Raw genomic sequence first — 14,352 nt, 5'->3', positions numbered from 1 at the left:
TAATTTGGCTGAAAAATGGTATTGTCCATGGCGTTGATTTTATTACTTTTACAATATGATTTTAGTCACAGGAGCAACCGGTTTAGTAGGCGCACATTTATTGATTCATTTAATTGAAAATCAAAATAGTGAAAGCAATACTATACGTGCAATTTACCGAAATATAGCATCGATAGAGAAAACAAAATCCTTATTTGCTTTTTATAAAAAAGAGTTCCTCTTGCAGCAAATTGAATGGGTTCCTGCAGATATAACCGATGTACCCTCTTTAGAAATTGCCTTTCAAAATATTAAAACCGTTTATCATTGTGCTGCTTTAATATCATTTGATCCAAAAGATGAAAATAAAATTAGAAAAATAAACATTGAAGGAACCGCAAACGTGGTGAACTTTTGCATTGCTTATGGTATAGAAAAATTGTGTTTCATAAGTTCAATAGCAACACTTGGGGATTTACTACCCCACGAAAAATACATTTCAGAAGAAACAGAGTGGAACCCAGAACAAAACCATAGCGATTATGCCATTTCTAAATATGGTGCCGAAATGGAAGTGTGGCGCGGACACCAAGAAGGCTTAGATGTTATAATTATTAATCCGGGAGTGATTCTAGGACCTGTACTAGATCACAAAGATTGGGAACAAGGAAGTGGCCAATTATTAACTCAAGTAAAAAAAGGACTAAAATATTATACAAAAGGCACCTCTGGATTTGTTGCCGTTACAGATGTTGTAAAAATAGTTGTAGCATTGATGCAAAGCACTATAAAAAACGAACGTTTTATTGTTATTGCTGAAAATATTACTTTTCAAGATGTCCTTAATACTATGGCCGATGCGCTACAAGTAAAGGGACCCAACACGCATGCAAGTCCATTTTTGATGGAAATTTTATGGCGTTTAGACTGGTTATCATCTGTTGTTTTTAGAACTAAAAGAAAGTTATCTAAAATCACTGCAAAGGCAACCTACACCCAAAACACCTATTCAAATCATAAAATCAAACAAACTTTAGATTTCAATTTTACTACTATAAAACCCTATTTACAATCAACTATTAAACCAATAAAGAAGATTTAATTTACTGTTGCCGTCTCTGTGGTCGTAGCAGTTTTAATTTTATTTTTTTTGGACTTAGCTTTCTTATCATCAATTTTAGCTTGAGTCTCTGCTTTTTTAACATCGGCTTCAAGACGTTTTACAACTTTCTCAAACATGGATTTGTACAGCTCATCATCATCAGCGTAATACTTTGTATTTTTCATATACTGTACACTATCTACCTTATACTTTTTAAAAATGAAAGCACTTGCATTAATTTTAAAAGAATCTATTGATGCCGGGTTTTGATATTTTATGGCTTCTAAAACCGATAAATCATACATAATATCTACCATAACATCTTTCTCTATAAGTTTTTCAGGTTCAGGAATGCCATTATGGTCTTTACAACTCAATAAAAGAAGAAAAAATATTACGGAGATACAGTGTTTAATCATGATATTTATCTTTCAAATTCTAAACGTTTTCCAGCACGAATGTCCTTTACCTTGAATGCATTGTAAACTAATTGCCCATTGACAAAAGTATGTGTAATTCTGGATTTAAATGTAAATCCTTCAAAAGGAGACCAACCACATTTAGCCAAAATATTTTCTTTTTTTACGCTCCATGGCAAACCCGCATTTACAATAACTAAATCAGCAAAATAACCTACTTTGATAAAACCTCTTTTGTGAATTTTGAAAATCTTAGCTGGATTGTGACACATTTTTTCAACAATTTTCTCCACGCTAATTTTACCTTGATGATGTGCTTCAAACATTGCTACTACTGCGTGTTGCACTAATGGACCTCCTGATGGTGCATCCAGATATGATTTTTGTTTTTCCTCTAGTGTATGTGGTGCATGATCTGTTGCAATAACATCAATTCTATCGTCAAGCAAAGCTTCCCACAACACTTTACGGTCTTGAGCTGTTTTTACAGCTGGGTTCCATTTAATCAAGTTTCCTTTTGTAGCATAATCATCATTAGTAAACCATAAATGATGAATACAAACTTCGGCAGTAATTTTCTTTTCTTCGAGCGGAATTTTATTGGTAAACAATTCCATTTCTTTTGCCGTAGAAAGATGAAAAATATGCAATCTCGCACCTGTTTTTTTGGCAAGAGCCACTGCTTTTGAAGAGGAAATGTAACACGCTTCTTCACTTCGGATTAAGTGATGGGCTGATACTGGTATGTCCTCTCCATACAATTCTTTATACTGAGCTAAATTATTGCGTATTGTAGTCTCGTCTTCGCAGTGTACGGCAATTAACATGGAAGTACTTGAAAATATTTTTTCGAGTGTAGCTTCATTATCTACTAACATGTTTCCAGTTGAAGACCCTAAAAAGATTTTGATTCCAGCAACATTTTTAGGATTAGTTTTTAAAACTTCTTCTAAATTATCATTTGTAGCTCCCATCATAAAAGAATAATTGGCAAATGATTTTTGGGAAGCCAAAACGTATTTTTGTTCTAATATTTCTTGCGTTACCGCATTAGGTACTGTATTAGGCTGCTCTATATAAGTGGTGATTCCGCCTGCAACGGCAGCTCTAGACTCTGATTCTATATCGCCTTTATGCGTAAGTCCTGGTTCTCTAAAATGTACTTGATCATCTATTGCCCCAGGAATTAAAAAATTTCCTTCGGCATCAATAATTTTACAATCAGAAGATTTAGCGCTAATACTTTCGGCTATTTCAACAATGATTTCATTTTCAATTAACACATCTCCTTCAAAAACTACTCCTTCATTTACAATTTTGGCGTTCTTAATTAAAATCTTATTCATATTCTGTTTTTATAGTGTGTTTATCATTTTTTTTAATCGCAAAGCAATTACACCAAATACGGCTTCAACAATGATAGAATTACTCATCTTAGATTGCCCTTTGGTTCTATCTGTAAAGATAATAGGAACCTCAACAATCTCAAATTTTTTGCAATAAGTGCGGTATTTCATTTCAATTTGAAAAGCGTAGCCCACGAATCGAATTTTATCTAAATTGATTTCCTCAAGTACTTTTCGTTTATAGCAAACAAAACCAGCTGTTGCATCGTGAATTTTCATTCCAGTAATCCATCGCACATAAACTGATGCAAAATAAGACAATAATACCCTACTCAATGGCCAGTTTACCACATTTACACCCGTTACATAGCGAGATCCAATTGCTAAATCGGCATCGCCAAAATGACAAGCGTTATAGAGTTTTTCTAAGTCTTTTGGGTCATGAGAGAAATCAGCATCCATTTCAAAAATAAATTCGTATTGATGACGCAATGCCCATTTAAAACCGTGTACATACGCAGTACCTAGGCCTGACTTTTTTTCTCTTTTTTCAAGAAATAAACGACCTTCAAATTCTTTTTGGAGAAGCACTACTTTGTCCGCAGTATGATCTGGAGAGTTGTCATCAATTATTAAAACATGAAAAAGCTTGTGTTGTGATAGCACAACTCTTATGATGCTTTCAATGTTTTCAATTTCGTTATAGGTAGGGATTATAACTATACAATCGTTCATTTTTTTCAACTAAATTCAGTGCAAAAGTAACCATTTTATGCCATTTCAACCTTAATAAAATTATAATAAAAAGAATGATATAAAAATTAGTAATTTTGCAAGGCTATGATTGAAACCGTACTTCATCCAAGAATCATTGAGAACAAAGATTGGGCTACAGCACTATTTGTTCTTTCATTTGCTATAATAGCAATCACTAAATCTGTATTTGAAAACCGATTTAGTGAATTTGCCAATCTTATTTTTTCTAACAAATACATTAAAGTTTATAGAGACAGCAGTCATTTAATGAGTAGTTTTACTGTTGCACTATTTTTTGTACAAATCATTTCGTTTGCTTTTTTTATTCAAATCGCACTGAGCCAATTTGGTTATGCTACAAAAACAGATTGGATCTTGTACATCCAAATTGTGACTTTTTTGATATTTTTTATACTATCAAAATATCTTATTGAAAAAATCATTGCTACATCTTTCAATATAGAGGAATTCATGGAGCAATTTAACCTTCAAAAAGTTACCTATAGAACGTATATAGGACTCCTAATACTACCTATTAACATTATTTTATTCTATTACGATACAATTTCAAGAAATTTTCCCCTAGCTGTAATTGCTACAATATTGATAGCCAATATACTAACTTATTTGATTTCAATAAAAAATTATCAAAATATAATATTCGGTAAGTTGTTTTATTTTATTTTATATCTTTGCGCCTTTGAAATAGCACCCTATTATTTTATGTATTATTGGTTTACAAAAGGGGTTGCTTAGAAAACGTTAAATATGAAAGTGAAAACAATTTTGGTGTCACAACCCGAGCCTAAAGTGGAAAATTCCCCTTACTTTGAACTTCAACAAAAGCACAAAGTAAAAATTGATTTCAGACCTTTTATTCACGTAGAAGGAGTAAATGCTAAAGAGATTAGATTACAAAAAATCGATCTTAATCACTACACCGCAATTATTTTAACAAGTAAAAATGCGGTAGATCATTTTTTTAGAGTTGCTGACGAAATGCGTTACAAAGTTCCCGAAGGGTTAAAGTACTTTTGTCAATCTGAAGCTATTGCTTTTTACCTTCAAAAATACGTAGTGTACCGTAAACGTAAAATTTACGTAGGACCAAAAGACTTTGCCGATTTATCCCCGCTGATAAAAAAATACAAAGACGAAAAATTCTTATTACCAGCCTCAGATCAATTAAATGCTGATGCACCAATAACACTAAACGCACTAAAGGTAGATTGGACTCCTGCCGTTTTTTACAAAACTGTAATGAGCGACTTATCTGATCTTGCTGATGTGTATTATGATGTATTGGCTTTCTTTAGTCCTACCGGGATAAAATCATTGTTTATGAATTTCCCTGATTTTGAGCAAAACAATACACGCATAGCTGTTTTTGGAAGTACAACACAAAAAGAAGCACTAGATCATGGTTTAAGAGTAGACATTCTTGCACCTACTCCAGCAACACCTTCTATGACTATGGCTTTGGAAAAATACATCACAGAGGCTAATAAAGGAAAATAATTTTTTTATGACATACATATTAAAGCCATTCAAAATCCGAATGGCTTTTTTCATATCACTACATTACCCATTACATTTCTTTACTTAATGTTACTAATACTGCTTATTATTGTAAATTTGGTTTTCGATAATAACAAAATATCATTATCCTATTTAAATTTATAAGCTATGAAAATAAATTCACTAGTAGTAGAAATCGATGGTATCGACAAAGAAATTTTACGCGACCTAATGGAGGATGCCCGAAAACCAATTCTTCAAATTGCGAATAAAATAGGAATATCAGGCGCTGCAATACACCAACGTTTGCGAAAACTAGAACAATCGGGTGTTATTTCAGGGTCCAAATTCACGGTAAACAATAAAGTACTCGGTTACAATACGATGGCTTTTGTAGGTGTATATCTAGACAAGGCCGCAAGAAACGCTGAAGCAGTGCGTGATTTAAAAAAAATTCCTGAAGTTTTAGAATGCCATTACACTACCGGAAACTGGTCTATATTAATTAAAATTATTTGCAAAGACAACGAACATTTGATGCACCTACTCAATACTAAAATTCAAGCTATTGAAGGCGTTTCTAGAACAGAAACGTTTATTTCACTAGACCAGCAAATAGATCGACAAATTCAACTTTGAGGAAAGTGAGATGTGAAAGTGAAAAGTGAGAAGTGAGATGTAAAAAAAAATCCAAACTCCATTAAAACTGGAATTTGGATTTTATAAATAGTTATGTGATAGTTGGAGAATTAATCTCTTCTTCCTCCCATATAAATTGAAATATAATAAAGCAAGGTCGCTATTGATCCTAATGCGGCTACAACATACGTTCTTGCAGCCCATTTTAGAGAATCTTTGGCACCAGCCTGTTCTTGTTGCGTCAGCATTCTTTTGTTTTCTAACCAAGCTAAAGCACGATTACTAGCATCATATTCTACTGGCAAAGTAACTATTGAAAATAAAGTTGTTGCCGCAAAAATAATAATTCCCACTAATAACAAACCCGGAAAAGTCTTGATCATTAAGATTCCAGCCAGTAAAATCCACTGCATATAACTAGAGGCTACGTTTACAACAGGAACAAGTTTAGAACGCATTGTAAGCCACTCATACCCCACAGCATGTTGCACGGCGTGACCACACTCATGCGCAGCTACGGCAGCAGCAGCGGCATTGCGCTGATTGTAAACGGCCTCGCTTAAATTAACTGTTTTATCAGCAGGATTGTAGTGATCCGTCAAACGCCCTGGAGTAGAAATCACTCTGACGTCACGAATACCGTTATCTGCTAGCATTTTCTCAGCTATTTCAGCACCTGACATTCCATTTTGCAAGTGTAATTTTGAGTAGTGTTCAAATTTGCTTTTAAGTCTTGAACTAACTAACCAACTAAAAAGCATTATTGCTCCAGCTAGAATTAAATAACCCATTCCCATATCTTTGTTTTTTATATTTTTATTAAAGTTAGTAAAGAAATAGCAAATTCTACACCATTTTTTGTTAATGTCAATTTGGCATCCGTTAAATAAAAGTCAAAAAAAATTCCAAACCCAATCGTGAAATTGGAATTTTGAATTTTAAATATTGAAATTGATAGGTTATCCCACCAAGTTAATTATTTTACCTGGAACAATTATCACCTTGTTTGGTGTTTTACCGTCTAGTTGCTTGATGGTTCTTTCGTCTTTCATAACGATTTCCTCGATTTGTGCTGCGGTTAAATCCAAAGGTAAAACTAGGGTAAAACGCATTTTTCCGTTGAAAGAAACTGGGTATTCTTTCTCACTTTCAACCAAATGTTTTGGATCAAAAACAGGGAAAGGAACTGCTGCTATCGAGCCTTCATGACCAAGTAAAGACCATAATTCTTCGGCTATGTGCGGCGCATATGGCGAAATTACAATAGCCAATGGTTCTAAGATAGCACGAGAATGACAGTTTTGAGTAGACAATTCGTTTACGCAAATCATAAACTGCGAAACCGAAGTATTAAAAGAGAATCCTTCAATATCCTCAGCTACTTTCTTGATGGTTTTGTGCAATGATTTTAAGTTGTCTTTCGTTGGTGCGTCGTTGGTAACAATCAAACCATTATCATCGAAATACAAACGCCATAATTTTTTCAAGAAACCAAAAACTCCCGAAATTCCTGCTGTATTCCAAGGTTTCGCTTGTTCCAATGGTCCTAAAAACATTTCATACAAACGCAAGGTATCGGCTCCGTATTCTTCACAAATAGTATCTGGAGTCACTACATTGTATTTGGATTTCGACATTTTTTCAACCTCACGGCCAACGATATATTTACCGTTTTCGTCTAAAAAAAATTCCGCATCAGCGTAATCTTCTCTCCAAGCCTTAAACTTTTGAATATCTAACTCATCGGATGAATTCACCATTGAAACGTCAACATGAAGAGGATTTATAGAAAACTTTACTTTCCCTTTTAAATAATTGATTATTTCTTCATTTGACATTGAATTAAGTTCTTCAATTATCAAAGGATCATCACCGAAAATTTCAACTAACTTGAGTTTATGCAAAGGAGGCAAAGATAATTTTAAATCTTTTAATAATTTTTCTTCTAATTCTTCATGAGAAAAGATATTATTGACTAATCCTTGAATATTACTTTTTGAGAAAAATTTATTTCCCCAATATTTAATACTCCTGTCAATTATAGTATTACCAATAGGTTGATATATTCTAACAGATAACCTATACACAAACGCACTCGTTCCCAAAATCATCCCTTGATTGATCAATTTTTTGAATGGTTCTTCAGTTGGCGCAAAACCTTTGTCTTTTAGGAATTTGTTCCAAAAACGAGAGTACAACAAGTGACCGGTTGCGTGTTCGCTTCCACCAATGTATAAATCTACACTTTCCCAATACGCAAGTGCTTCTTTGCTTGCAAATTCAGTTTCGTTGTGCGCATCCATATAACGCATCCAGTAGTAGCTACTTCCTGCCCAACCTGGCATGGTGTTCAATTCAAGAGGAAAAATAGTTGCATCATCAACCAAACTCGTTTCGACCACTTTATTGTTTACACTGTCCCAAGCCCAAACTGCAGCGTTTCCTAAAGGCGGCAAGCCGTCTTCGGTGGGTAAATATTTCTCAACTTCGGGTAAAATGATAGGCAAATGCTGCGCATCAATCATTTGCGGCAAACCATTTACATAATACACCGGGAAAGGCTCTCCCCAATAACGCTGGCGAGAGAAAACTGCATCACGCAAACGATAATTTATTTTCCCTTTTCCTTGGTTTATTTTTTCTAATTCCTCAATTACTTTTTGAGTTCCTTTTTTATAATCTAATCCATTTAAAAAATCCGAATCGACTAATTGAAACCCTTCTTTGGCTCCAAAAGCCGCTTCAGAAATGTCTTGATCAAAGATATTTTTGATGGCTGGCATTCCGTTTTGCCCTTTGAAGAAATTCGCAAAAGCATAATCTCTCTCATCGCCACAAGGAACCGCCATAACTGCGCCTGTACCATATCCTGCCAAAACATAATCGCCAATCCAAACTGGAATTGGTTTTTTCGTAAAAGGATGTTCTGCAAAAGCTCCAGTGAATACTCCAGAAATGGTTTTCACATCGGCCATACGTTCCCGCTCAGAACGTTTTGAAGTTTTTTCGATATAGGCTTTTACTTCTGCTTTTTGTTCGGCAGTAGTGATTTCCTGAACCAAAGGATGCTCTGGTGCCAAAGTCATAAAAGCAACCCCGAAGATTGTATCGGGTCTTGTTGTGAATACTTCAATGAAAGAGTCCTTAGTCCCTAGTTCTAAGTCTGAAATTTGCTTTTCACTTTCGACTTTCGACTTTTGACTTTCGACTTTAAATTTAACCATCGCACCAACCGATTTCCCAATCCAGTTTCTTTGACTTTCTTTAATACTTTCGCTCCAGTCGATATCATTCAAACCTTGCAACAAGCGTTCCGCATAAGCCGAAATTCGCATGCTCCACTGGGTCATTTTCTTGCGAACAACTGTAAACCCTCCACGTTCAGATACGCCATTTACAATTTCATCGTTGGCCAAAACCGTTCCTAATCCCGGACACCAGTTAACTTCCGTCTCCGCCAAATACGTCAATCGGTATTTCAAAAGGATTTTTTCCTGAGTATCTTTTGCGAAAGCGTTCCATTCTTCAGCTGAAAAAGGATCTATATTTTCATCACAAACTGCATTGACAGTTGCATTTCCTTCTTTTTCAAATAAAGCAATTAGGGTTGAAATATCCTCCGCTTTATCGCTATTTTTATTGTACCACGAGTTAAACAATTGAATGAAAATCCATTGTGTATGCTTGTAATAATCAGGATTTGAAGTACGCACTTCGCGACTCCAATCAAAAGAAAATCCTATTTTATCTAATTGCTTTCTGTAACCCGCAATTTGGTTTCCTTCTTTATCCACACCACCGTCAATGTTCACACGAGTTGTATCCTCTGGACGCTGACCCGTTTGAATGGCGTATTGCTCAGCAGGCAACCCAAAACTGTCATAACCCATAGGATGCAATACATTAAACCCTTGGTGTCTTTTGTACCTAGCAAACACATCAGAGGCAATATACCCTAGCGGATGCCCTACGTGTAAGCCCGCTCCAGATGGATAAGGAAACATATCTAGAACGTAATATTTAGGCTTATCAGCGTTGTTTTCGGCTTTGAATGTTTGGTTTTCTTGCCAGTATTTTTGCCATTTGGCATCAATTTCGTTGGGATTGTATTTCATTCCTTCTTTTATTGTTTTTTAATTGAGTCATGCTCTCGTAAACTCAAGTCATTTTTATAAGGTTCTGAGCAACTGAGTAACAAAGGTTCTAAGTTTTATTGCAATGACTATTTTTAGGTGCCAAATTTACGTTTATTGTACGAAAGTTAAAACTTTGAGCGTTATTAACTTTAAATAAAGAATTTCTTTATTATTTTTACCCAATAATTTCAATAAACTATGAGTTCTTCATTTGATAATTTTCAAAAACGCCGTTTAATTTCCTCTTATTTTTCAGTAGTATTAAGTGTATTTTTAGTCTTGTTTCTACTGGGAATCTTAGGATTATTTATCATTAATTCAAAAAAATTAGCCAACGATTTTAAAGAAAACATTGCTATGACTGTCTTCTTTAAGAATGAAGCTAATGATACTATTGTGAAACAATTTGATGCACAGTTAAAAAGTAGTCCTTTTGTAAAAACGTACAAATATGTAACTAAGGAAGCCGCTGCAAAAGAACATACTGATATTATAGGTGAAGATTTTATGACTTTCCTAGGTGAAAACCCTTTACAAAACTCTTATGATATTCATTTAAAAGGAGATTATGTAGTAAAAGACAGCATTGCAAAAATAGAATCTGGTCTTAGGAAAAATGTTATGATATCTGATATTGTTTATGACAAGCAACTTGTTAATTTAGTGAATGACAATATCAAAAAAGTAAGTATGTGGATCTTGATAGTAAGTAGTTTTCTTGCTATTATTGCCGTTTTATTAATTAACAGCTCTTTGCGTTTATCCATACACTCTAACCGATTCATCATTAAAACGATGCAAATGGTGGGTGCAACAAAATCTTTCATCCGTAAACCATTTGTAATGCGCAGTGTTAAACTGGGTATCATAGGTGCCGCACTTGCAGTATTGGCTTTGATAGGTGTTTTGATTTATGTAGAAACCAGTTTTCCTAACCTAGGAATCCTAGAAGATAAAGGACTTATTGCACTGGTACTAGTAGCGGTATTAGGCTTTGGGATTTTGATTACTTGGTTGAGTACTTATTTTGCTACACAACGATTTTTAAATTTAAGAACTGACGACCTTTATTAGCATTCAGAATTCAGGCGCAGTTCTCAGGTACAGAGTTAAGTAAAAAAAACAACAGCATTTACAAATGGAAGATAAAGATAAAAAAAATGAATTTTTGTTTGAGAAAGTAAACTACAAAATTCTATTAATTGGACTTGGAGTTATTGCTTTAGGTTTTATTCTAATGTCAGGCGGAGGAAGTGAAGACCCAACAGTTTTTAATGAAGACATCTTCAATTTTAGAAGAATTAGATTAGCGCCAACAACTGTTTTAATTGGTTTTGGGATAACCATTTATGCTATTTTAAAAAATCCAAAAAAAGCATAAATGAATACATTACAAGCTTTTTTGATAGCTATTATTGAGGGTTTAACAGAGTACCTACCAGTTTCGTCAACCGCTCACATGGTTTTTTTGAGTTCTTATTTTGGAATACAAGAAGATGATTTTGTGAAACTGTTTCAAGTTTCTATACAATTCGGTGCCATATTGGCCGTAGTAGCATTGTATTGGAAAAAATTCTTTGATTTTTCTAAATTTAATTTTTACCTCAAACTTATTTGTGCCGTAATACCTGCACTTGTCTTGGGGAAATTATTTGATGATAAAATAGAAGCCATCTTAGGAAATCCTATTCCAATTGCGATTGTTCTTATTTTAGGCGGTGTTGTTTTACTTTTTATTGACAACTATTTTCAAAATCCTACCGTTTTAAAGGAAGAAGACATTTCAATAAAAAAAGCAGTAACCATAGGTTTCTGGCAATGTCTTGCTATGATGCCAGGAACTAGCAGATCTGCCGCATCAATTATAGGCGGAATGCAGCAAGGTTTATCCCGTCATGCTGCTGCAGAATTTTCTTTTTTTCTAGCTGTTCCTACTATGATGGCAGTGACTTGCTATTCTGTTTTTTTAAAGACGTACGAGAGCTCACAAATGAAAGGTTATGAACTCATTTTAAAATCAGATCAAAACATTCAGCTCTTCCTTATAGGCAATGTGGTAGCCTTTATTGTTGCTGTGATTGCCATAAAGTTTTTTATTGAAATCATAAAAAAATATGGATTTAAGCCATGGGGATGGTACCGCATTATAGTGGGAGTGTTTTTATTAATTTACTTTTCGTATATAAAATAATTCCTATTGAAAACAGCTGATGAATACCTAGAAGGTCAAATTTTATTGATTGACAAACCTTTGCATTTTACTTCTTTTCAAGCGGTAAATAAGCTTAAATATGCTTTGATTAATAAAGTAGGTTTGCCAAAAAAATTCAAAATTGGCCATGCCGGAACCTTAGATCCATTAGCAAGTGGTTTATTGTTAGTTTGCACCGGAAAATTTACCAAACGAATTACAGAACTTCAAGGTCAAGCCAAAGAATATACGGGAACTTTTTTCATAGGGGCCACAACGCCATCATATGATCTAGAAACAGAAATTGATCAAACCTTCCCTATTTCTCATATTAACGAAGAATTAATTCACGAAACTGTAAAGCAATTTCTTGGCGAAATTGATCAAGTACCTCCAATTTTTTCGGCAATAAAAAAAGATGGCGTACGCTTGTATGAGCATGCCCGTGCGGGAGAAAGTATTGAAATTGCAAGTCGTAAAACTACCATACACGAGTTTGAAATTACCCGAATTGCTCTTCCCGAAATAGATTTTAGAGTAGTTTGTAGCAAGGGAACTTACATTCGTTCTCTAGCGTTTGATTTTGGAAAAGCCATGCAATCTGGCTCTCACTTAACGGTTTTAAGACGAACAAAAATAGGCGATTATGATGTAAAAAACGGCATTAAAGTTCTTGATTTTGAAGAAAGTCTTACCTCAAATACCCTTTAAATGAGGTTATTCATTATTTTATTATTGCTCCCTTTTTTTACTTTTTCCCAAAACAAAATACGTTCCTTCATTCAATTTGATGTTTCCATACCTATTAAAGGCAATCAAAACAATGGATTGCAAAACAACAATGAACAATCTAATAATAGCTGGTTTCTGCCAGATGGTATCAACAGTAAAATAGGCATTGGTTTAGAACCTAAGAAATGGATAGCACTAGGAATACACTCTGGAATAGACTGGAAATGGTCTGAAAAAATTGTTCTAGTACCCGTTTTTGCTAATCTTAGATTGAGCCCAAAAATCAGTGATGAAACTCGTATTGCATTACAACTTGGGCTAGGAAAAGGAACTGCTCTAGGCCGAGGACAATTAAATGGCACCTACAAAAAATTAAGCTTAGGCATTCAAACTGCTGATGATTTAGTTCTTTTTATAGAAATGAACCATTATGACATTGCTTTTAAAAATCAAAAAGAAACTGGGAGCATTAGTTTAGGATTGGCGTTGCTTACATTTTAAAATCTGTAACTGCTCAAAAAAGCAAAAACACATGACAAAAACTTTTTTGTTTTATCATGTGTTTTAATTTTTTAAGACCGAGAGTTTTAAACTATGTTGTACTAAAGGTCACCGTCATTAGTTAATAATTAGTCACACCTTTTCCACCAAAAAGTAAAAAAGATAGGTAATCATAAACCCTTTCTAATAATTTTTTCATAATAATGTTTTTTATTGTTAGACAACATACAAACACCTATAAAAAAAGCAAACTAAAAAGTAGACTTGGTTAGCAATGAGCAAGTTACAAATATTTTTTTGATTTAAAACTTAAAAAAATCAAAAAAATTTCAAATCTGGTTCATGCATTTAGTCACACGTTGATTTTACTGCACTAGAGTCTTTGATTATCCAAGTCACGCATTAAGTGTACCAACTCGTTTTGGGTAGAATTACCTTTATCATGATGGTACCAGAGTTGTAAATTTGTTTTGAGAGTTTCATCAATAACACCAAACTCTTTTTTGTACTCTAAAACTAAATCAGTTGCCGCTTGAGGTCTTGGTCCCCAATGTCCTAATACACCACCCGTACCTTTTTTAATAATTACCAAAATAGGAATGGAACGCGCTTTATTTGTTAAAAAACAATCCATAAAATCTAGGTTTTCATCTCTAAGAACAATTTTTAAATCAATCTTGTCCGTTGCTTCGGCCATTTTATGATATATGGGTAAAAGTTGAGCAGCATCGCCACACCAGCCCTCAGAAATCACTAACCAAATGTACTCCTCTTGTAACGCTTGTAGCTCTTGAATGGTCCTTTCAGTAAGTGCAATGGTTTTATCAAGGCGTTTCATTCGAGTCTCATTAAGTTCGCTATAATGCGTTAAATCTATAGACTGTGTAGGTCCAGTAGACTTTTTTTCTAATAATAAATCGGTAATCTTTTTTCTATATTCAGTATATGAAAAGCTATTGAACAAGGCTTTGGCTACAGGAATTTTCATGATATTTAATTTGTTTTTACAAAGCTACCACAAAAATTGATTTTT

At 34.1% G+C, this 14,352-nt stretch carries 15 protein-coding genes; 9 read left to right on the top strand and 6 right to left on the bottom strand.

The annotated features are described in order from the left end of the window. Positions 1-55: 55 nt before the first annotated feature. Positions 56-1,081, top strand: a complete 1,026-nt coding sequence (locus tag AC061E_RS01895) for an NAD-dependent epimerase/dehydratase family protein (protein WP_478284749.1) — start codon at positions 56-58, stop codon at positions 1,079-1,081. Here AC061E_RS01895 and AC061E_RS01890 read toward each other — a convergent pair. The 3 genes from AC061E_RS01890 to AC061E_RS01880 are packed head-to-tail and all read right to left on the bottom strand — an operon-like array spanning position 1,078 to position 3,581. Further along, complete coding sequence (locus AC061E_RS01890) at positions 1,078-1,500, bottom strand: DUF4296 domain-containing protein (RefSeq protein WP_478284748.1); 423 nt, start codon at positions 1,498-1,500, stop codon at positions 1,078-1,080. The two genes, AC061E_RS01895 and AC061E_RS01890, sit on opposite strands and share 4 nt — an antisense overlap. A gap of 5 nt (positions 1,501-1,505) precedes the next feature. Continuing rightward, the gene (locus tag AC061E_RS01885) at positions 1,506-2,846 is read right to left on the bottom strand and encodes a dihydroorotase (protein WP_478284747.1); all 1,341 of its coding nucleotides are present in this window, start codon (positions 2,844-2,846) and stop codon (positions 1,506-1,508) included. Positions 2,847-2,855: 9 nt separating this feature from the next. Then, the gene (locus AC061E_RS01880; protein WP_478284746.1) at positions 2,856-3,581 is read right to left on the bottom strand and encodes a polyprenol monophosphomannose synthase; all 726 of its coding nucleotides are present in this window, start codon (positions 3,579-3,581) and stop codon (positions 2,856-2,858) included. A 105-nt stretch (positions 3,582-3,686) separates the two neighbouring features. On the opposite strand from AC061E_RS01880, the gene AC061E_RS01875 reads away from it, so the two are divergent. The 3 genes from AC061E_RS01875 to AC061E_RS01865 all read left to right on the top strand — a co-directional run bounded on the left by AC061E_RS01875 (position 3,687) and on the right by AC061E_RS01865 (position 5,759). Continuing rightward, positions 3,687-4,358 carry a DUF4271 domain-containing protein gene (locus AC061E_RS01875; protein ID WP_478284745.1) on the top strand — a complete coding sequence of 224 codons (672 nt, stop codon included), beginning with the start codon at positions 3,687-3,689 and terminating at the stop codon, positions 4,356-4,358. Between the two features lie 12 nt (positions 4,359-4,370). Further along, positions 4,371-5,120, top strand: coding sequence for a uroporphyrinogen-III synthase (locus AC061E_RS01870; protein ID WP_086453847.1), 750 nt, complete (start codon positions 4,371-4,373; stop codon positions 5,118-5,120). 168 nt (positions 5,121-5,288) lie between these two features. Continuing rightward, complete coding sequence (locus tag AC061E_RS01865) at positions 5,289-5,759, top strand: Lrp/AsnC family transcriptional regulator (protein WP_144889762.1); 471 nt, start codon at positions 5,289-5,291, stop codon at positions 5,757-5,759. Between the two features lie 110 nt (positions 5,760-5,869). Here the strand turns inward: AC061E_RS01865 and AC061E_RS01860 are convergent, their stop codons facing one another. Beyond that, positions 5,870-6,556, bottom strand: coding sequence for a zinc metallopeptidase (locus AC061E_RS01860; protein WP_478284744.1), 687 nt, complete (start codon positions 6,554-6,556; stop codon positions 5,870-5,872). A gap of 162 nt (positions 6,557-6,718) precedes the next feature. Beyond that, the gene (locus AC061E_RS01855; protein ID WP_478284743.1) at positions 6,719-9,874 is read right to left on the bottom strand and encodes a leucine--tRNA ligase; all 3,156 of its coding nucleotides are present in this window, start codon (positions 9,872-9,874) and stop codon (positions 6,719-6,721) included. A gap of 219 nt (positions 9,875-10,093) precedes the next feature. Here AC061E_RS01855 and AC061E_RS01850 point away from each other — a divergent pair, with 219 nt between their 5' ends. The 5 genes from AC061E_RS01850 to AC061E_RS01830 all read left to right on the top strand — a co-directional run bounded on the left by AC061E_RS01850 (position 10,094) and on the right by AC061E_RS01830 (position 13,319). Then, positions 10,094-10,969 (top strand): cell division protein FtsX, encoded by an 876-nt coding sequence (locus AC061E_RS01850; RefSeq protein ID WP_478284742.1) that lies wholly within the window; start codon positions 10,094-10,096, stop codon positions 10,967-10,969. A gap of 64 nt (positions 10,970-11,033) precedes the next feature. Beyond that, positions 11,034-11,276 (top strand): DUF3098 domain-containing protein, encoded by a 243-nt coding sequence (locus tag AC061E_RS01845; protein WP_182649628.1) that lies wholly within the window; start codon positions 11,034-11,036, stop codon positions 11,274-11,276. Continuing rightward, positions 11,277-12,086 (top strand): undecaprenyl-diphosphate phosphatase, encoded by an 810-nt coding sequence (locus AC061E_RS01840; protein WP_478284741.1) that lies wholly within the window; start codon positions 11,277-11,279, stop codon positions 12,084-12,086. A 6-nt stretch (positions 12,087-12,092) separates the two neighbouring features. Next, a complete protein-coding gene (gene truB, locus AC061E_RS01835) occupies positions 12,093-12,797 on the top strand; it encodes a tRNA pseudouridine(55) synthase TruB (protein ID WP_478284740.1) in 705 nt (234 codons plus the stop codon). Beyond that, positions 12,798-13,319 (top strand): hypothetical protein, encoded by a 522-nt coding sequence (locus AC061E_RS01830; protein WP_478284739.1) that lies wholly within the window; start codon positions 12,798-12,800, stop codon positions 13,317-13,319. A gap of 373 nt (positions 13,320-13,692) precedes the next feature. On the opposite strand, the gene AC061E_RS01825 is transcribed toward AC061E_RS01830, so the two are convergent. After that, entirely contained in the window at positions 13,693-14,307 is a 615-nt protein-coding gene (locus tag AC061E_RS01825) for a thioredoxin family protein (protein WP_478284738.1), read from the bottom strand. Between the last annotated feature and the right edge of the window lie 45 nt (positions 14,308-14,352).

Source organism: Flavobacterium sp. GNP011 (assembly GCF_056428925.1).
The sequence above is the reverse complement of the archived record's forward strand: the minus strand, read 5'-3'. Positions and strand labels throughout refer to the sequence as shown.